The following is a 20,804-nucleotide window of genomic DNA, read 5'->3' on the forward strand; positions in this document are numbered from 1 at the left end:
AAATAATTTGCGATTATTTTTTATTCAAGATATAATAGACTGTCCTGATTGGAATATCCAATTTTTCAGATATTTCCTTAGGCTTGAGGCCGGATTCCTTTAAGGATTTGACCTCATCATAATCATATTTTTTGGTATTGGTATCCAATTTGGTTTTATTTCTTCTAAGCAAATAATAAACCCTGTTGATAGTGATGTCTAAAATTTCGGCAATTTCACGAGCCTTATAACCTTCACTGGCCAAATCCAGAAGTTCCTGCTCATAATCACAGGACTGTTTAGAAGCGCCCCAATGATATTCCTTAACAACATCAACATCCAGCTGATTTAAGGCATCAATATACTTTTCAGAAGTCCTATTATAAACGCTGGGACTGCAGGATATCTTTTCAAGATTAGGATAATCATTTAAAAGAGTCATTACCTTGGATAAAGATAACGTTTCGGTAATATGAATACTGGTAATGTTTTCATCCATAAAACTACCCCTTAATTAAATCCAGGAATTTTTTGGACTTGTCTGACTTCGGATTTTTGATGTTTTCAATGTGCTTAATTTCCTTTCTGATTTTAGACTCGTTAACATTGAATGAATTGCTTATATCCTCAAGGTCTATGCCGCTGTTCAAATGAAGATGGGCCGCACCAAGAGCAGGATGATTTATCTTGAAATTCAGGTTTTTCATCTGCTTTTCAAACTTGAACTTTTCATATAAAATCAAATCCTTATCCTCAACATCAAGAATCCTGATATCGCTGAACTGATTTAAAATATCTGTGACATTAGGATAGGTCTTCTGGAAAACCCTCCTTTGCTGGCGGTCCAATTCCACACGAATATATGGAAACGGTCCTGTTCTTAACTTACGGTTTGAAACTGAAGTCGTCAGATAATACCTGAATATATCCCAGCTGATCAGTGCAGGAGCAATATTTTCAAATATCGTTCGTTCAATCGTTTCACGGGTTTTCAAATCCCTTTTAAGTGACCTGTTCAGTTCACCATAACGATTTAAATAGCGAAGCTTTCTAAAACTTTCATTGATTTTGTTTTCTCTCCAGTTTTCAATTTCAGCAATGTCAAATGAATCTATGAAATTTGGAGTGTAGTTGCTATACTTATGAATAATCTCATCATAGGTATTTATTCGTTTAAAATCAGTTAACTGCCTTTTAAAAATATCATCACGAATTGAATTTATAATATTTTCAGCATATCTAACATAACCTAGCGCAATAGCAGTTCTGGCATGCTTGTCATCAATAATTGCCGGTCTTGTCCTGTGGAATTCCAGCTTTTCAATTCTCACATTCTTTCCATATTTTTTCCTAAGTTCCTCTTCGTAGTTATCAACAAATTCGGAATCAAAAGTGACTCTTTTTCTTAACCAGCGATTGTTTTTATCCTTATATCTGAATAGCGGTGATATTGTTTTGACATGTCCGGTACGTTCCTGTTTAAGTGCATTTATAACTTTTTTAAATGAATTTCTACCATATCTGGACAATTCAGCCATCAATACACGATAATTACCGGACAACGGTAAATATGGAATAATTTCAACCCTATAGACATTTTGCCTGCTTATTTTAAATGAAAATGATTCCGCCTTACAGGTACACTTTCCGTTAAGCTGTTTATATTCGGACATTGAATATTTTTTATAGCAGGAATTACATTTCAAGTATCCGAATTGTTCAAGATGGCCTATGGCGATTTGGTGTGAGTCTATAGCTGACTTTACCCTATCCAGAATATTTTTCTTGGCGTTTGCCTTATTCCTAAACATCTGGTTATGGCGGCTGTTCTCGCTTACTTCCTCGAGGGAAACTTCACCTACAGACTTATTTCCATATTTGTTTAAGGAAGCGAATGGAGTACTGTATCCCTGTACTTCCATATCTTTCCTAAGCTGTTTTAAAGTTTCTAATCTGTCATCTAGCTTAAAGTAGAGGTTTTTAAAATTATCAAATTCTTCAATATTATCCAAACTGATATTATCAGAAGAGATTTCTTTTAAATATTCCTCAGCTTTAATTACTAAGACAGATTCTTCCATGTTAATCAGATTTATTGAATTTGTTCGCCGATTTCACAATCGTCAGGTGAAAGTAAAGCTCCGCTTTCACCGGTTGCCAAAAGCATACCTTCGGATAATGTTCCGAATAGTTTTGCAGGTTTTAAATTAACCAGAACAGCAACTTTTCTGTCAATCAATTCTTCAGGAGCATAGAATTTGGCAAGTCCTGCAACGATTTGTCTGGTTTCTTCACCAATGTCGACCTGCAATTTCAATAGTTTGTCTGATTTTTCAATTTTTTCAGCCTCTTTGATTTGGCCAATTCTGATGTCAACTTTGTCAAAGTAATCAATATCTATAATATCACTCATATTATCTTCCTCATTTTCTTTTAAATTTTCCTTCAGTTTTTCTTTTTGATCGTTAATCACGTCATCTTCAATCTTTTTGAATAACGGCTTAGCCTTTTCGATTTCATAGCCTTGCGCAAGATGCACTTTAGCATCTTCCCATTTACTTACATCAGCCAGTTTCAAAATTTTGGCTATTTCATCAGCTTTTGTAGGAAGGAACGGTTTCAGCACATATGCCAGACATTTTGCCAATTGATTTGACAGGTATAATGTATTGGCTGCTTTCTGCGGATTCTCCTTGACGGCTTTCCAAGGTTCCTGATCGTTGAAATATTTATTTCCTATTTTAGCTACTTTAAATATTTCAAGCAAAGCTTCTCTGAAATCATAATTAGCTATTAATTCACCGACAGTATCCGGTAATTTCTTAATTTCGGCTTCAAATGCCTTATCCTCATCTGATGCATCATTATATTGCGGAACCTTTCCGTCGAAGAACTTGTGTGTGAATGTGAATGTCCTGTGGAGCAGGTTTCCGATTACGTCTGCAAGCTCATCATTGTTTCTTCTCTGGAAATCATCCCATGAGAAGTCAGAATCCTTGTTTAAAGGAGCGTTTATTGTCAGATAGTATCTGAGCAAATCAGGCTCGAAGTCTTTTACAAAATCAGATATCCAGATAACCCAATTTTTACTGGTTGACATTTTTTCTCCTTCAAGGGACAGGAACTCACCTGCATAAATCATATCAGGCTTTTTGCATCCGTATGCAGTCAAAAGACCTGGCCAGAAAATTGAATGGTGGTAAATAATGTCCTTTCCTATGAAATGTACTACATAATCGTTCCAGTAGTCTTCCCATTTGATTCCGGTTTTCCTTGACCATTGGGCGGCTGAGGAAATATATCCTAAAAATGCTTCAATCCAAACATATAATACCTTTCCTTTAGCCTCATCCAAAGGAACAGGAATTCCCCAATCCATATCTCTTGTTAAAACCCAGTCGTTCAAGCCCTCCTTAAGCCAGTTTGATGCGTAGTTTTTGACATTTGCAGGCAAGTTTTCATTGCCGTTAATGTAATCAGTTAACTCTTTTTCAAATTCGGACAGCTTGAAGGCATACTGATAGGTATCCTTAATCACAGGAGTGTTTCCACAGGTCAAACATCTTGGTTCATCTAATTCTGTTGGCTCAAGCGCCCTTCCGCATTTTTCACAGTGATCTCCACGAGCCTCGCTGCCGCATGCAGGACACAGGCCTTCAACATAACGGTCAGGCAGGAATTTCTTACAGTTTTCACAATAGAGCTGCTGAATGTCAAGCCTGTAAATCAAACCTTTATCATAAAGGTCTTTAAAGAAATTCTGAGCAATCTCATAATGGATTTCATCAGTGGTTCTTGTAAAGTTATCCAAAGAGATATTCATTGATTCAACATCAGCAACAATCATGTCATGATAACGTTTAGAAATCTCAATCGGTTTTTTATTCTCTTTATCTGCCTTAACTGCGATTGGAGTTCCATGTTCATCAGTAGCACAAACCATCAACACGTCATTGCCAATCATACGGTTATACCTTGCAAAAATATCTGCAGGCAAATATGTGGAACGTATATGGCCCAAATGACACGGACCGTTCGCATAAGGAAGTGCACATGAAATAAATATCTTAGTCATCTATTGTTCTCCTAAATTTTTTAAGCATAAATATATATGTTATTCATACTTTATAAAGTAATATTTTTTTAGGAATTTAGTCAAATCAAAAAAATAGAAAAGATGAATTGAGTAATGAACAAAAAGACATTAATTGCAACAAATTTTAAAAAGCTTTGATAATGAAACTTGGTAAAAAAATAAATTATTCAGCGATTGGAAATTCATCTAAAATATTATTGAAAGGATTTCACATCAACCAATATAATGCGCGTAATTTGTGGATTATTAATTTTTATTTTTAATTCTTTCACGTTTTTTAGAATCAGTACGTTTTAAACCCTGAAAAATATTCATTAAAATTACCTCCTCAAGGAAATATTGCTTTCAGAAATAAGTTAATTTTTTAATATATGAAACAAAAATTAAAAATCATGGCAGAAATTTCATATATTAACCCATTGTCAAATGAAGGAAGGGAAATCATAAGGGATTACGGGGATTTGAATCAGCTCGAAAAGGAAGATGAATACCTTATTGAAGAGGTAATTCACACCACAAATCAGAAAATCTCAGATGACTCATTAATACCTAAATCATATAAGGATTTGGCATTTAAGCGCATGCTATGGGCAATAGAAAAGAAAAACAATAAGGAATTTAACCAGAATGAATTTGAATATCTTACAAATGAAGCCCTCTTTAAACAGGACGTTGTGATATTCCACACACTCTGCCAGGCCATTGCAATACAGTTCAATCCGGGTTCAAGAGAAACCAGGCTTTTTGTCGAATCACAGGGAATACTGATTCAGGAAAGACTGGCCAAACTGACTCCATCATCAAGAGAGGAGATAATTGATGAAATCCTGGATGAAATTAAAGTAGACGGTTCAATCAAATGGAGTTCACTGAAAGATGTGATAGCTACCAAAAAATTAAAATTGAGCGAACTGCTCCTGCAAAATGGAGATTTGATACTTCAGCAGGATGAATTTTTAGACAATTATGCAGACGAATTTTCAGACAGAAGCCCTGACCGAATGTACAATATCCTTGTAGGGGACAGCGTGAAAGAACTGATTTTATCCCGTCTTATAATGCAGAAAACCGAAGAATATATCGGAAGAATCAGAGAAATGTCATCAAGAGTTGAGATGCATCCCGAAATTGTTAAACTGTCTGAAGAGCTTAAGGAATTCATTCCTGAAGAGATAAGCAAATACAATCAGTATTATGCAGGAATCGGAGGCATTTACGGAACTGTGGAAGCTGGAAAATTAAATCCTGACGCATTTCCACCATGCATACAAAATACTGTAAACGGCGTATCTTCAGGAGGACGTAACGATGCTATTGTGCTTTTATTAACATCATTTGCCTCTTATGCACGTCTTTATCCAAGAATATTCGCATCCGATGAGACAATAAAGGTTTCAGATGTTGATCCTGACCTGAGCATTACACAAAATGAAGTTTTACCATTGATATTTGATGCTGCAGACAACTGTACACCACCATTATTTGAAGACCAGCCACAGGAAAAGGTAAACATCATATCAAAACTAGGATTTGGAATGCACAGTGAAATTGACATCAACCATGAAGGCGAAACCACATGGTACACTCCAATGAGCTGTGAAAAGATAAAGATTCATTTGCCTCAGCTATGCAAGCCTGACGGCTCATGCAAAGGGATAAATAATCCGCTGTCATGTTACGGACGCAAAAAGTTCCAGCTAGATAAACAAGCAAAAGAATGAAAAAATAATTTAAGGTGATTCTAAAATGAAAGTCATGAATATAACTGACGATTTAAACAAAAAAACCACAGCAAATAATCAATTGAAAATTCCTAGAAAAAAAATTACAACAGACGACATTATAGGAATAATAGATGATGATGGCGAATACTGGAATATTGACAAAGATGTCTATGAATAAAAATTATTAAGATAAAAAAACATTAACTATCTATTTAAATAATCATTAATCACTTGACCGTCCCTGATTTCTATGGTTCTGCTAGCCAATCTGGCGACATCCCTATCATGAGTTACAATAATTAATGTAGCATCAATTGACTCATGGACAAATCTTAAAACATCAAGGACTTTAGCACCAGTTCTTGTATCAAGAGCGCCTGTGGGTTCATCAGCCAAAATTATTGATGGGAAATTAACCAGGGCTCTTGCAATAGCTACTCTTTGACGTTCACCACCGGATAACTTATTTGGTTTTTGTTTTTTCTTATCCAAAAGACCTACAGCTTCAATGAAAAGCAATGCCCTTCTATGTTTATCCTTTTCAGACATGTTGGCATCCATTAGAGGTATCTCAACATTTTCCTGAACCGTCAAGTTAGGAAGCAGATTGTGAAGTTGAAATACAAAACCGATTTCATGGCGCCTGAAATCACTCAAATCCTTCTGAGTTGCCAAATCAATCCCGTCAATAATAACATGGCCTGAATCTGGAGAATCCAAGGCGCCCAGCATATTCAATAATGTTGACTTTCCCGATCCGGACGGACCTATAATGGACACGAAGCTTCCTTTTTCTATAGATAAATTGATGTTGTTTAATGCAGTTACAGCCCCATCATCATACTGTTTTATAACATTTTTTAATCTAATCAGTTCCATCCAATCACCTATTCATATCTCAACGCTTCTGTTGGAGCAAGTTTAGAGGCTTTATGTGCAGGATACACTCCCCCTATAATACCTACGATAATCGTAATTCCAAATGCCAAGATAAATGTTTTAGGAGTGTAAACAAGTGAAAATCCATCAGTTCCAATAAGTCTGACACCAACTTCAGCCACCAATATTCCAAAAACTGAACCGATAATGCCCGATAACGTTGTCAAAACTAATGTTTCACCCAAAATCATTGTTAAAATCTTTCTGCTTTTCCACCCGATTGATTTTAAAACACCAATTTCCTTTGTCCTTTCATATACTGTCATGACCATCGTATTTATGACCCCAATTGCGCCCACAATAATTGCCAAACCTGAAATGGCAAGAGATGCAGCGTCCAATATTCCAATAACCTCATCGAGCATTGAAGACATTTCTTCACTTGTCAGTGTTGATACATTCTCATATTTGTCTTTAATGTTTTGACTGACAATGCTGTCATTGACGCCTTCTGACGTTTTAACCAAAATGGATGAAACCTTGTCAGTATCTGAAATATTTTGAAGCTTTGAAAGTGAAGTGTAAACCCCATTGTCAAGCATCATATTTCCTGTTTCGTATATTCCGACAACTTCAAAATCATGGCCTAAAAAGCTTAAGTTGTCACCGATGCTGAAATTATTCAGCTCAGCATATCTTGAACCAACAATAACTTCAAAAGAATCCTCCCCATAAACGGCACCATCAACATTACTAATACCGACCAGATTCAGTTTTGAAGCATTTACTCCATAAACTGTTGTTCCCATAACAGGACTTCTTGACTGTATGAACGACTGATTGGACTCACTGACCGACAGCTGGCCGACAGCATCCGAAACATTCGTTATATTTTTCAAATCACCAATAAAAGATGCGTTGAGAAGACCTGAAGCACCACCAATATTAGTTGCATTGGTGACTGTAATTTCTGCACCGCCTTCATTGAATGTCGTTTGAACAGAATCTTCCATACCTGCAGTGATAAGGCCCAATGCAACAATTGTGGCAATTCCAATAGCTATTCCAATAATGGATAGTGCGCTTCGGGTCTTATTCCTAAAGGGATTTTTCAATATTAATGTAATAAACTTAATAATTACCCCAACCTATTTCAAATCAATAAATAATTAATTATCTTTGCAATATATAAATATTACCCATTTCAAAAAAATAATAGTTAAAAATTGTTCATTTTTAAGCATTTATCAAAATCATAAACTGCTTTGATTAAATTTAAAGGGATTATGATTCTCATCAGTCTTGTCATAATACTTATTTAAAATGGCTGATTCCCACATGTTATAATTTTTTTGGTCGTTTTGAGAAAATCTGTAAGCCAATATTCCGATATTTCTAGATTCCTCATCAATATCATTGTCCTGACAGAAAATGCTCACCATATCCGGTGCAAATTCTGACGGTTCATCTTCCATAAACTCCAGGAATTCATCATACTCCGCTTTTGAAAAGAGCTCTTCAGGTTCAATCGGATAATCGCTAGATTTTATCGTATACAATTCAATATACATCATTGACTGCAAAGGCATTTGGTTATGCTCTATTGACAGTCCCCTGACCTCACCGGTTTCCAAATCCAGTATTGTATGGCCTGTTTTCTGAGTTGGAAACCAATTGTCATAAGCCGGCTTTACTATATCTTCAGGCGATAGGCCGGACAATATTGTTTTTAAGTGTTCAACGCCGATTACTTCAAAAATTTCTTCCATAATAATATTTTAAAAAATAGTATATAAATAGTTTAAAAAATCACACTTCACCAATAATTATATACTTGGATAAAAATAATTCATATTATGTTTTCTAAAGCTACCATGAAAGAAAGACGCCAATATTATCGTGAGGAATGGAGTGAAAAGGACCTTCCTGATTTCATTAAAAATGGAATTAAAAAACGTGAATTTGGTTTTGACCATAACGGAAGAGGTCCTAACGATAGGTATAAAACTTTCAAAGGAACGGAATCACTCAGAAAATTCCTCAGATATAAGGCACCATTTGCAGCTTATATTTCAGTAGCTTTTTATAATGAACCTAGAAGAAGACAGGACTGGCAGAAAGCCGAATACATTTTCGATGTTGATGCTAAAGACATTCCAATCAGGTCATGCAACTGCGACAGCGTCTGTGAAATATGCCTGGGCGAGGCTTTGGAAATCGTCAATTCACTGATTGATACTCTGGAAAGTGATTTAGGACTTGACAACATCCATCTGATTTATTCAGGAAGAGGATATCACATCAGAATTCTGGATGAGGAAATGATGCTTGCAAACAGCGAACTCAGATCCGAAGTATTGAAATACGTTGCGGGAGCCGAAGTTCCAAAGTCACAGTTCATTAATACCGACATCTCAAACAAGGCATTCAATTTTGAGCATTTTTCAATTCCAATCGGTTATTCAAAGATTTTTACCAATAAGATGAAATATAATGTTCAGCACCTGACAGGCCAGGAAGATATTGATGGAATCAATCCTAAATTAATGAAGGATATTCTGAAAGCAAGACATCACCTGGACAATGACGAATGGGGATATTTCAAAAAGGATATTGGCCCTAGAAGGTATAAAAACCTGGTTGAAGCAATGGCTCGTGTCAACCTGGCCACGATTGATGCAAAGGTATCAATTGATTTGAAAAGAATTTTAAGACTTCCTTCATCACTTCATTCCAAAGTCAGTATGAAATGTATGGAAGTTAAAAACAGAGAAACCTTTGATCCGTTTAAAGAGGCTGTTCCTAAGTTTGTTTATGAGAGGAGTGATTAGGTATGGATAATGTTTTAAGAGAAATTTTTCGTGAAAACCAATATTTTGAAGAAATGAATGAAAACAGATTTGTTCCTGAATATTTGGGATTAATTGTTAATGGTGTGGTAATTTATAATGTCAACTGGGTGGATATAGTCGATAAGGAACTGGTGTTAATGAATAAGGATATCCAGACACATCCAATAGCTTCTTTAATGCTGGAAAACCTTAATTCATTGATGATTATTACCGACAGCGGAATTAAAGAAATTTTATAAAAAAATTAAATTAAACCATTCTCAGCATCAACTTCATACATTTGAGGATGATACTCATCATAACGACCTTCTTGAAGTGATTTTTGATGATATAAAACAGGATAACGACTTGCATATTCTGCTTCAGACATTGGAACCCATTCATCATTAATGTATGAGCCATAAGTTGAATCATCACCAGAACCTGTAGAAGATAAACTTGTTGATTGAGATTCAACTATCCTATCCTTCATTTCTAATTTCTGTGTTGTATTGCATGATTTGAATTCATCATTTCCACCATAATAAATTTTTATGGTATAATATCCAATTGTTAAACCATTTAACTGCAAATTTCCAATACCATTAGCATCAGTTGTTACAATTTGTCTATTTTCGCCACCGTTTGCATCAACTATAGTAATATTAACAGTTTGATTAGCTATAGGAGTACCATTTAAATCTGTTAATGATATTAAAATGCTATCCCCATCATATAATGTAGAATTACTTGTTACAGTTACTTTAGATTCTTTTTTAGCAATTGCCGGGCTAAATATTAAAAATCCCACTACCAACATTATTACTATAATAATAACTAAAATTAGAATTATCTTATTTTCATCCATAATTTACACGTCCATTTAATAACTATTATCTTTTAATTACTTAACCTTTCCATTGACAACAATATTTCAGGATTTAAGGCAAATGCTTCACCAAAACATTCATTGGCCTCATCAAATCTTTTCAATTTATTCAAAAGCATTCCTTTCATCAAATACGGAAACGGATCATACGGATTCAATTTAATGGCCTTATCAACAAGTTCAAAAGCTTCATTTTCTTTTCCCAATTCAAGTGAAGCCTGTGCCTTTAAAAGCATGATCTGCAGGGTTCCATCATCATTCAAATTCAGGATTCTTTCACAGACTTCCATTAACTTATCTTCATCTTCCAAATCATCATAAAGTATTGTCAATGTTGCAAACACATCCAGATTTGTAGGGTCGAGAGCTATTACTCTTTCGGCACATTTTAATGCGTCATCTATCATATCCAATTGTATGCAGCAGAAAATCAGGTTAATGTAATCTTCAATATCTGCCTTATCAAGTTTTATCAACCGTTTAATGTATTCGCAGCATTTTTTAAATTCATGAGATATATATGCATGATATGACAGCTGCTTTAAAACCAGATCGTTTTCCGGGTCCAATTCCAATATTTTTTCAAGATAGAAAACAGTTTTTTCATCATCCTCAAGTGAAGCATAGGATGTTGCTATTAAGACATATGCCTTAAGCATTTCATCGTCCGGACAGTCTTTGATATATACTTTCAGTGTTTTTATTGCTTGTTCATATTCTTTTAATTCGATTAAGGCTTTGGCTTTTCTAAAAAGTAGTGATGATGATTGCTGCGGGTTTTCTAGAATCATTTCATCTATTAGCTTTATCATAGCATCATAATTTTTCTCTTCTTCATAATGGTCTAGTAACTTTTCACTCATAAGTATATATTGTATTCTTATAGCATATATAAGTTGTGTATAACATATTAAAAAAATAATAATAATTAGTCTGAATCCAGACATTTTGAAATAATTTGAGAACTGATTTCCTCCACAGACTTATCCCCATCAACAACGTTCCAGTTGTAAGTAAATTTTTTGGATTTGTTACGGACTTTAATAAGAGATCCCATATTTTCAAACATTTCTGTATCTTCATGCCTTGAACCAATTCTTCTTAATGATTCTTCTGGCGATACATCCAAAAAGAACATGCAATCTGATGTTGGAAGAACAAAGCAAACGATTTTATAGACAATCATGTTCACCACATCCGGAAGATACATCACCGCTAGAACATATCTTGAGAAAATCAGAACGTCAATGCTGTCATCATGAGAGTATTTTCTAACAGAACGGATAGCATCCAAACCAAAATAGATTGTAGCTTTCAGATGATTAATCTTACCTGTTTTCAGAAGAGCTTCCTTGGATTTACGACCATAACGATTATCATTGCACGGATGTGAACGCACAACGACATTCTTTCCCTGTTTTTTATAGGCTTCAGCCAGTAAATTAATTTGTGTATCCTTTCCAGACCCGTCAAGGCCGTCAATTGCTATGAATTTCATGATAAGTCACTGTAAATTAATGTTATAATGATAAACTACTTTATTTGAATTAATCAATAGGATAAAACTCAGTGTATTTGGAATTTCTTTCGATAGGATTTCTGCTAAGGTTTCTTACAATCCTTCCCAAAGTATCGATGGATGCATCCACACCATCAGGAGCACCGGAAGCTTCAGACAGCTCATCTCCGCCCAGAGTACCTCCCAAATCATTAGCACCTGCAGTAAGGGATACCTGTGCAAATCTGAAACCCATCTTTACCCATGAAACCTGAATGTTTGGAATTGAATCCCTCAACATCAGTCTGGAAACAGCATAAAGCTTCAGGTCTTCAGTTCCTGTAGCGCCGAGATTTGACTGGCCTTCCAGAAATATCGGTGAATACTCATGCATGAATGTCATTGGAATGAACTCAGTAAAACCATGGGTTTCCTCCTGAAGACGACGGATAACGTCAATGTGTTCGACACGTTCCTCAAGGGTTTCTACATGGCCATACATGATTGTGGCTGAACCCGGAATTCCAACCTCATGAGCAGTCCTTACAATATCAATCCATTCGTCAACGCTGACCTTTTCAGGACAAATCAAGTCCCTTGAACGGTCAGTAAGTATTTCAGCTGCAGTTCCAGGCAATGTATCCAAACCTGCTGACTTTAATCTTTCACACGCTTCGGCCATATCAATTCCTGATGCAAAAGCGGCATCCCTAATCATGGTCGGTGAAAAGCCGTGAATCATAACATCCGGATACTCTCCTTTAAGCAGCTGCAGCAGATGCTCATAGTATTCAATGTCAGCTTCAGGATGCACACCACCCATGACACAGAATTCACGTGCACCCTTTTCAACGGCACCACGTGCCTTTGCCATAATCTGCTCATCGTTTAAAATATATGCATCAGGGTCATCCTCATCCTTTCCAAAAGCGCAAAATCCACATTTAACAGTGCAAATATTAGTGAAGTTGATATTGCAGTTGTTAATGAATGTAACATTGTCGCCAACTATTTCATGTCTCAAATAATCCGCAGTAGCAAGCAACGGATACAAATCAGAACCTTGAATATTCATCAAATGATTTGCTTCCTCGACAGAAATTTCCTCATCCAAAGATTTGGTTAAGATTTTTTCCGTTTTGGAAGAAATTGGTAGTTTATCAAACATAAATATAAATAAGTAAATAATTTAATATATATGTTACTATCAAAGATTAATTAAGAAAATAAAGTGTACAACATTGTACAATATAGAATTAAAGAAATTAAAAAGATGATAATATGGATAGTACAGAAGCTATTTACAACGGGCTGAAAGATGCCGGAATTGACTTTATCGTGAGCGTTCCATGCGTTAACTTATCTAGATTATTAAATATGATTGATGAAGACGATGAAATAATCCATATTCCAGTAACAAGGGAGGAAGAAGGAATTGGGTTATGTGCCGGAGCCTATCTCGGCGGCAGGAAAACAGCCATACTGATGCAGAATTCAGGGCTTGGAAACTCAATCAATGCATTGAAATCCCTAACTGAACTGTACGGATTTCCTTTATTGATGGTAATGAGCCACAGGGGAACCGAAGGAGAAAATATCTGCGGACAGGTCCCGATGGGACAATCAACACCTTTGATACTGGAAGCCATGAACTTTAACTTTTTCAAGCCGGGAAATCCCGAAGCGGCATATGAAGACATAAGAAACTCATGGGAATTGTCCGAACAGGAAGGAAAACCCGTTTCAATATTGTTGGAAATCAAATATTGGTGATAATATGCAAAGAAGAGATGCTATTTTTAAAATAATGGAATCAATAGACGATGAACTGGTGGTGTGCAATATAGGATTTCCTTCAAGGGAACTCTATAATATCCATGACAGGGCTGAAAACTTCTATATGATTGGATCAATGGGTCTTGCTTCATCAATAGGGCTTGGGCTGGCACTGTCACAGCCGGATAAGGACGTTGTTGTAATAGATGGTGATGGAGCTCTTTTAATGAATATGGGCTCACTCGTTACAGTAAACGCCTGCAAACCAAGAAATTTAACATGGATTGTAATAAACAATGGAGCTTACGGCTCAACAGGCAATCAGGAAACCTATGCAAAAGATCTTGATTTGGTAAGCATTGCAAATAGTGTCGGTTTTAAAAGCTATAATTTCTTTGATATTGAATTGAAAAGAAAAATCAGAAACAACAGCTGCAATTTAATAGTTTTCAACTGCAAACCGGGCAATTCCGAAGCGCCAATTATCGATTTGACACCTGAAGAAATCAAAAACAGATTCATGAAAGCAATTGAAAAATAACTGCTTTCAGTCATCACCCCTCTTTTTTTACCTATGAAATGTTTAATGTCAGAAAATGTACATTAAAAATTTATAAAAATCCCTAAAAATCCATAAAAAATGCTTTTTTTGCAAAGTATTATATAAATAGAAAGTACAAAATTATATTATACTAAAAATTTTAGTATTGAATAAAGTAAAAAAGTGATATATTATGGAAAAAAATGAAGAATTTGCTTCTAAAATAAAAAGTATTAGAGAAAGACAGAATATGAGTATAGAAGAGCTCGCAGAAAACAGTGGTGTTAAGCTTGAAGTCCTAAAAGCTATGGAAGCTGGAGAAGTTATTCCATCACTTACTCCATTAACAAAAATGGCAAGGGCTTTAGGAGTAAGGCTTGGAACATTTCTGGACGATACTCCACAAATCGGACCTGTAGTCACAAGAGCAGGAAAACTGACAAACGCATTATACTTCTCAGGAAGGGAAGACGTTACAAATGCAAGCAACCTGGAGTTCCACTCATTAGGTGCAGGTAAAATCGACAGAAACATTGATCCGTTCATAATAGACATTGATTATGAAGAAGGAGAAAAGGAATTATCTTCACATGAAGGAGAAGAGTTCATTTATGTATTAGAAGGAGAAATTGAAGTAATCTATGGAAAAGATACATTCACAATAGGCAAAGGCGACAGCATATTTTATGATTCCGTTGTTCCTCACCATTTACACGCAACCGGTGAAAAAGAATCTAAAATATTAGCAGTGCTATACACACCATATTAAATTGAAGGAGTTTTGGTTAAAATGTTTAAAATGAATTTAAATGAAATGAATTGGAAAAAAGAATATGAAATGAATGACAGTTTTAGATGTTTTAAACCAGACTTGGACTTGAAAAGATTGCGATTGCAACAAGAAGCAAAATTTGAAACCAGACTTTTTTACGAAATACAGAATAATTAAAAGGTGTGAAAATGAGTGAATTATTTACAGAGCTTTCTCTTGGAAAATTTTTCGAAACACAAGTAGAAAAACAACCGGATCATGAATTTATCGTATATCCTGATAGGAATTTAAGATTTACATATAAAGAATTTGATGAACGTGTCGATAATCTTGCAAAAGGATTACTGGCTTTAGGAATTGAAAAAGGAGACCATGTTGGTATCTGGGCTAAAAACGTACCTGAATGGTTAACATACATGTTTGCAACCGCCAAAATCGGTGCAACAATCGTTACTGTCAATACAGCTTACCAGTCCCATGAACTGGAATATGTACTTCAGCAGTCAGACATGAAAGCAATCGCTATGACTGACGGATTTAGGGATACCAGCTATTTTGATATTATCCACGAACTTGTTCCTGAACTGAAAAACTGTGCCAGAGGCAGTCTTAACAGTGAAAAATTCCCACGCTTAAAATATGTTTTTCACGTGGGACAGGAAAAACATCGCGGAATGTACAACACAAACGAACTGCTATTGCTCGGTATGAACTACGATGACGATGAATACCAGAAAGTTAAAGATGCAGTTACACAGAATGACGTCATCAACATGCAATATACAAGCGGTACAGAAGGATTTCCTAAAGGAGTAATGCTTACAAGCAGAAACATCGTTAATGACGGATTCTACATAGGAGAGAATATGAACTATTCACCCGCAGACAGGTTACTCCTCCAAGTTCCTCTATTCCACTGTTTCGGAACCGTTTTAGGAGTTATGGCAGTAATTACCCACGGTTCTACAATGATTATGCTTGAGGAATATGATCCATTACTTGCAATATCATCAATCCAAAAGGAGAAATGTACTTCCATTTACGGTGTGCCTACGATGTTTATCGGTATGATGAACCATCCTATGTTTGACATGTTCGATATGAGCTCCCTACGTACTGGTATCATGGCAGGTTCAACATGTCCTGTTGAAACCATGAAAGATGCTATCGAAAAAATGAATATGAAAGAAATAACCAGTGTTTACGGTCTTACTGAAGCGGCTCCTGGTTTTACACAAACCAACGCTGCGGATTCATTTGAGAAAAAAATCAATACTGTGGGCAGAAAATTCCCTAACATTGAAGTTAAAATCGTTGATCCTGAAACCGGCGAGGAATTAGGTCCTGGCGAAACCGGAGAAATCATGTGCAGAGGTTTCAATGTAATGAAAGGATATTACAACATGCCTGAAAAGACAGCTGAAACAATCGAACCGGACGGATGGCTACACTCAGGAGACTTGGCTACCGTCGATGAAGACGGATATTACTCCATTGTCGGGCGTATCAAGGACATGATTATCAGAGGTGGGGAAAACATCTATCCTAGAGAAATCGAAGAATATCTCTTTACACATGAATGCGTTCAGGACGTTCAGGTTGCAGGTATACCTGATGAGAAATACGGAGAAATCGTTGGAGCATTCATTATTAAGGAAGAAGGCTTTGATGATGTAACCGAAGCGGATATCCGTGATTTCTGTATCGGAAGCATCGCAAGATACAAAGTGCCTAAATACGTATTCTTTGTTGATGAATTCCCATTAACTACAAGTGGTAAAATTCAAAAATACAAACTGGGAGATTTAGGTTTAAAGCTTCTTGATGAAAGAAGAGCAAACGGGGAATTATAACTTCCTCAAACCTTTTTTTATTTTCACCATTTTTTAAAAAATTACTTTTTTTGATAAAAATTAACTTTCTAATGTAGATAACGTGTTTGAAAAAATATTATTTTTATAGTAATGCACCATATTTTAAAGATAACTGTAATAAAATTATACTTTCAATTAAAAACTAGTTAAATTATTGATGCTATATTTAATTTAAAAGAAAAAAAAGATAGGAGTAAAATATACTCCTAAATTACAACAATTGTGTTCGTATTAGTTTCGTCCAGATAGGTTGATGTAATCAAATATTCACCGGATTGCAGGTTAATATTCAATTTAGCTTCACCATTACTGTCAGTTACCCTGCTGTAGGCTACACCATTAACATTGAAAGTAACAGTCTGGCCTGGGTAAGGATTGCCCTGACCATCCAATACCTGAGCAACGAATTTGGAACCATCCGCATAATTCATCACAAGATCCTTAGTGAAGAAATCAGGCAGGATATGAATATGGTTACCTTCAGCACATTCTTTGTAGTATGCTGTGACAATATAGTCACCAGGACCTAAATTAATGTTCAGTCTGGCATATCCATTACTGTCAGTGTAACGGTTGTAGATTCTACCATGAATGTTAAAGGTAACTTTTTCACCAGCACCAGCATATGATCCGTCATCAGCAATAATTCTAACTACATATTGACTGTCATTGTGATAATACTTAATTAAGTTAGTGTTTTCAACGATTTGTGAAATAACAGTAACCAGATTAGAGCGTTGTTCACCAGTGACAGGGTTCATTGCAGTTAAAATGTATGTGCCTTTCAACAGGTTGATGTTCAGTTTAGCCCATCCACTTTCATTGGTTGTTCTGGTGTAGAATACACCGTTAATGTTAAATGAAACCGCAGTGTTTGCTAACGGATTGCCTTCACCATCCAGGAACAATGCGTAATATTGGGTTGCGTTCTTGTAAACTTTGACAACATCATTTCCATAGATTGTGTGTAAAACAGTTACGGAAGATGTTGCAGTAGTTCTGTTGAACTCTTCATTGCCGTTGAATGATACTAAAACGGAATATGTGTTAGGCAGTAAGTTGATAGCAAGTGAAGCAGTACCGTTTTCATTAGTGGTTCTGTTGTAAGTAACACCATTAATTGTAATTGATACAGATGCGTTAGCTATCTTATTGCCGTTTAAGTCTTCAAGATAGACATATAACCTTTCAGAGCCAGAGTAGTATTTCACTACAAGAGGAACATCGATTAAAACTCTATTCTTGATATCCACTTCAGTATTGTTCTGTTCTGGAGAATACTTGTTGTCTCCGCTGTAAATAACAGTAATATTATGAGGACCTGCAGTTAGGTTAGGGTCATAGATAGTTACTGTTCCGTTGACAACTTGACCAGTGAAGTTTTCACCGTCGACAATTACGGTAACATTACCTGAAGCATCACTAGGAAGGTTGATTGTGATGTTTTTACCGTCTTCAGTGATGTCTATTGGATAGTCATCGACTTTTGACACTTTCACAGGAGCTGAAGTAGTGTTTGAATCGTATTTCACACTACCGTCATAAATGGCTGTGACTGTGTAGTTGCCTTCGGATAATCCAGGAATGCTGAATCTTGAAATTCCCTGATTAATTGGAGCAGTGTAATTGTCTGAGCCAATTTGAATAATGATTTCTCCGCTGGCATCACTAGGTACGACAACATAAACAGTTAAATTGTCCCCTACATGAATATCATGGGTTATAATATCGATTGGAGTGATATGTTTGTCATCAACGACAAATGAGGATGAATTTGTACTTTCACCATACTTGTCATTTCCAGGATATGTGACCGTGATATCATGCTCACCAATGTCGAAATTGGTTAACACAGCAGATCCTTTACCGTCTGTTACATTTACATAATAACCTGTACCATCAACATCAACGAAAACGACACCGTTAACATCTTCAGGCAATTCTACTGAAACGGTTGCGTCATTTCCATCGACTTTGATATCCAAGTCGAACTTGTAATCATCAATCTTAGGCACTTCAACGGAAGTTGTATTGTCATATGGAGCATATTTGTCATCACCGGAATAGATGACTTCAACGCTATGATTGCCCGGAGTTAAATCACTTGTGTCTACAACAACAGTATTATTAATTACCTCACCAGGAACTTCCTTACCGTCAATCAAGACTGTAACATTTCCAGTTGCATCATCAGGCAATACACCAGTAATGTTATCATCATTTATGGCAACATCAATATCCGGAACTGATTTGGTGTCTACAGCAAATGAAGTTGAATCGGATGCTGATTTGTAGATGTCATCACCCAAGAAGGTTGCAGTAACGTCATATTTACCGGAATCAAGGTTATTGAGTTCAAGCACTCCACGGCCACCGGTAACATTTACATAGTAACCTGTAGAGTTGACATTGACTAAAACAATACCATCAATGTTTTCAGACAATTTAATTTCAATTGTTTCTGTTTCATTGACCAGTATATCCTTAGCGTCAACAGAAACTTCCACATCAATCTTTTCAACAGTGAAATTGGCAGTGTTGTTGCTTGGCAAGTAATTTTCATCACCATTATAGATGGCGGTGATTACATAATCCCTAGCAGTCAAGTTGGATATGTTGAATGTGGCTGAACCATTATCCAATTTTTCAGTGTATTCTCTGCCTCTGATTACAATGGTTACCTCACCTGTTGCTCCTTCGGTTACATTAACCGCAATAATTGCATCCTGTCCAACAATAATGTCTTTGACATCAATTGAAATGTCTGAGGATTTTTTACCTGTTACCTCAAATGAGGTGTAATTGCTTTGTGAATCATATTTTGTGTTTCCTGGGAAGTAAGCTGTAGCATTATAACTGCCGACAGGTAAATTGGAAACTGTTAAGTTACCAATACCGTTTTCAACAAATGTTGTGTAATTGATACCGGCTATTTCAACAATGATTACTTCAGTGAAGTTAGCTGTAGTAATTGTTAATACCTCATCATGGCCAACAACAATGTCTTTACCTGAAATAATGATGTCCGTTTTGATTTTAGAGCATATGAATGAACCGTCTGTTGAATTTGAATAATATTTATCGTCACCAAGATAGGTTGCAGTTACAACAAATGAACCTGTATTGGCAGGTACGATAAGATATTTGGCGGTTCCGTTTTCAACATCAGCATAGAACTGGGTTCCGTTGATATCAAGTAAAACAAATCCTGTTGCATCTCCAGGAAGTTTTACAGTAATGTTTATCATTTGACTGATGTCAATATCGGATACGCTCAGTTCAGGAATTACATCATTTTTGTAAACATTGAATGTTGCCATAGCATTTGATGAGAGGTATTTGTTATCTCCAGCATATAATGCATAAACTGAAACTTCTCCTTCTTTTAAATCGGAAGCATCTACAATAGGATTGCTTACATTTACAAGATAATGTTTACCGTTTACATAGACATCAATTGTGCCTGTTGCATCGGAAGGTAAAATATCCAATTTGATTGTAGCGTTTTCACCGACTTTAATATCTGAAATCGGATTAATGACAATAGTTGATTCGATTTTTGATACTGTAAATATGTCGCTTCCTTCGTGGACAACTGTTTTTCCATCTTCCTCATTGACAAAGACTGCTCTGACCTGATATGTTCCAGATACAAGATCATCCAAGGTTAGAGTTGCAGTACTGATATTAGTAGTTGCATTGTAAGTGATTTGTCTTGTGAATTCCCTTTCATCCACATAAATGGTTACATTACCTGAGTATTCTCCTACAGGCAATGTGACAACGATTGTTTCTGTTTCGCCAACGCTGATGTCATGACCGTTCACATTAATCTCAGAACCACTCATATATACTTCAAATGCTAATGTAGATGAATTTGAAGAGTAATACTTATGATTTTCCTGATAAACAGCTGAAACATTGTAATCATCCACACCAGGTTTC

19 protein-coding genes are annotated in these 20,804 nt (G+C 35.9%); 8 read left to right on the plus strand and 11 right to left on the minus strand.

Going from position 1 to position 20,804, the window contains the following annotated elements; genetic code table 11:
* Positions 1-13: 13 nt before the first annotated feature.
* Genes ACKI2W_RS10465 through metG form a run of 3 tightly spaced genes read right to left on the minus strand, consistent with a single transcriptional unit; the run spans position 14 to position 4,054 of the window.
* Positions 14-478: a hypothetical protein gene (locus ACKI2W_RS10465; protein ID WP_407381888.1), complete on the minus strand. Its 465-nt coding sequence runs from the start codon at positions 476-478 to the stop codon at positions 14-16.
* 4 nt (positions 479-482) lie between these two features.
* Positions 483-2,060, minus strand: a complete 1,578-nt coding sequence (locus tag ACKI2W_RS10470) for a DUF530 domain-containing protein (RefSeq protein ID WP_407381890.1) — start codon at positions 2,058-2,060, stop codon at positions 483-485.
* A gap of 11 nt (positions 2,061-2,071) precedes the next feature.
* Positions 2,072-4,054 (minus strand): methionine--tRNA ligase, encoded by a 1,983-nt coding sequence (gene metG / locus ACKI2W_RS10475; protein ID WP_407381892.1) that lies wholly within the window; start codon positions 4,052-4,054, stop codon positions 2,072-2,074.
* A 413-nt stretch (positions 4,055-4,467) separates the two neighbouring features.
* On the opposite strand from metG, the gene priL reads away from it, so the two are divergent.
* Together priL and ACKI2W_RS10485 are read left to right on the plus strand one after the other, a co-directional pair.
* Positions 4,468-5,796: a DNA primase large subunit PriL gene (gene priL, locus ACKI2W_RS10480; protein ID WP_407381894.1), complete on the plus strand. Its 1,329-nt coding sequence runs from the start codon at positions 4,468-4,470 to the stop codon at positions 5,794-5,796.
* Between the two features lie 25 nt (positions 5,797-5,821).
* The gene (locus tag ACKI2W_RS10485) at positions 5,822-5,977 is read left to right on the plus strand and encodes a hypothetical protein (RefSeq protein WP_407381896.1); all 156 of its coding nucleotides are present in this window, start codon (positions 5,822-5,824) and stop codon (positions 5,975-5,977) included.
* A gap of 26 nt (positions 5,978-6,003) precedes the next feature.
* Here the strand turns inward: ACKI2W_RS10485 and ACKI2W_RS10490 are convergent, their stop codons facing one another.
* The 3 genes from ACKI2W_RS10490 to ACKI2W_RS10500 all read right to left on the minus strand — a co-directional run bounded on the left by ACKI2W_RS10490 (position 6,004) and on the right by ACKI2W_RS10500 (position 8,447).
* Complete coding sequence (locus ACKI2W_RS10490; protein ID WP_407381898.1) at positions 6,004-6,678, minus strand: ABC transporter ATP-binding protein; 675 nt, start codon at positions 6,676-6,678, stop codon at positions 6,004-6,006.
* An 8-nt stretch (positions 6,679-6,686) separates the two neighbouring features.
* Complete coding sequence (locus tag ACKI2W_RS10495) at positions 6,687-7,793, minus strand: ABC transporter permease (RefSeq protein WP_407381900.1); 1,107 nt, start codon at positions 7,791-7,793, stop codon at positions 6,687-6,689.
* Between the two features lie 138 nt (positions 7,794-7,931).
* A complete protein-coding gene (locus tag ACKI2W_RS10500) occupies positions 7,932-8,447 on the minus strand; it encodes a hypothetical protein (RefSeq protein ID WP_407381902.1) in 516 nt (171 codons plus the stop codon).
* Positions 8,448-8,534: 87 nt separating this feature from the next.
* Between ACKI2W_RS10500 and priS the strand changes: the two genes are divergently transcribed.
* On the plus strand, positions 8,535-9,509 hold the full coding sequence (gene priS / locus ACKI2W_RS10505) for a DNA primase catalytic subunit PriS (protein WP_407381904.1): 975 nt from the start codon (positions 8,535-8,537) through the stop codon (positions 9,507-9,509).
* Positions 9,510-9,511: 2 nt separating this feature from the next.
* Entirely contained in the window at positions 9,512-9,769 is a 258-nt protein-coding gene (locus ACKI2W_RS10510) for a hypothetical protein (protein WP_292795565.1), read from the plus strand.
* Positions 9,770-9,774: 5 nt separating this feature from the next.
* Here ACKI2W_RS10510 and ACKI2W_RS10515 read toward each other — a convergent pair whose 3' ends face one another.
* The 4 genes from ACKI2W_RS10515 to cofH form a co-directional block, all read right to left on the minus strand.
* Positions 9,775-10,329: a carboxypeptidase-like regulatory domain-containing protein gene (locus tag ACKI2W_RS10515; protein ID WP_407381906.1), complete on the minus strand. Its 555-nt coding sequence runs from the start codon at positions 10,327-10,329 to the stop codon at positions 9,775-9,777.
* Positions 10,330-10,409: 80 nt separating this feature from the next.
* Entirely contained in the window at positions 10,410-11,261 is an 852-nt protein-coding gene (locus tag ACKI2W_RS10520; RefSeq protein WP_407381908.1) for a tetratricopeptide repeat protein, read from the minus strand.
* A 65-nt stretch (positions 11,262-11,326) separates the two neighbouring features.
* The gene (locus ACKI2W_RS10525; protein ID WP_407381910.1) at positions 11,327-11,896 is read right to left on the minus strand and encodes a thymidylate kinase; all 570 of its coding nucleotides are present in this window, start codon (positions 11,894-11,896) and stop codon (positions 11,327-11,329) included.
* 49 nt (positions 11,897-11,945) lie between these two features.
* Positions 11,946-13,064, minus strand: a complete 1,119-nt coding sequence (gene cofH, locus ACKI2W_RS10530) for a 5-amino-6-(D-ribitylamino)uracil--L-tyrosine 4-hydroxyphenyl transferase CofH (RefSeq protein WP_407381912.1) — start codon at positions 13,062-13,064, stop codon at positions 11,946-11,948.
* A gap of 113 nt (positions 13,065-13,177) precedes the next feature.
* Between cofH and comD the strand changes: the two genes are divergently transcribed.
* From comD to ACKI2W_RS10550, 4 genes are all read left to right on the plus strand, one after another.
* Positions 13,178-13,669: a sulfopyruvate decarboxylase subunit alpha gene (comD, locus tag ACKI2W_RS10535; RefSeq protein ID WP_407381914.1), complete on the plus strand. Its 492-nt coding sequence runs from the start codon at positions 13,178-13,180 to the stop codon at positions 13,667-13,669.
* A gap of 4 nt (positions 13,670-13,673) precedes the next feature.
* Positions 13,674-14,213: a sulfopyruvate decarboxylase subunit beta gene (gene comE, locus ACKI2W_RS10540; protein ID WP_407381916.1), complete on the plus strand. Its 540-nt coding sequence runs from the start codon at positions 13,674-13,676 to the stop codon at positions 14,211-14,213.
* Between the two features lie 193 nt (positions 14,214-14,406).
* Positions 14,407-14,982: a cupin domain-containing protein gene (locus ACKI2W_RS10545; RefSeq protein WP_407381918.1), complete on the plus strand. Its 576-nt coding sequence runs from the start codon at positions 14,407-14,409 to the stop codon at positions 14,980-14,982.
* Between the two features lie 191 nt (positions 14,983-15,173).
* Positions 15,174-16,838 carry an AMP-binding protein gene (locus ACKI2W_RS10550; RefSeq protein ID WP_407381920.1) on the plus strand — a complete coding sequence of 555 codons (1,665 nt, stop codon included), beginning with the start codon at positions 15,174-15,176 and terminating at the stop codon, positions 16,836-16,838.
* A gap of 227 nt (positions 16,839-17,065) precedes the next feature.
* On the opposite strand, the gene ACKI2W_RS10555 is transcribed toward ACKI2W_RS10550, so the two are convergent.
* Positions 17,066-20,804 (minus strand): Ig-like domain repeat protein (locus ACKI2W_RS10555; protein ID WP_407381922.1); only part of this gene is annotated, 3,739 nt, incomplete at its 5' end.

Origin of the sequence: Methanobrevibacter sp. (assembly GCF_045603845.1) — an archaeon.
Taxonomy (GTDB): domain Archaea; phylum Methanobacteriota; class Methanobacteria; order Methanobacteriales; family Methanobacteriaceae; genus Methanocatella.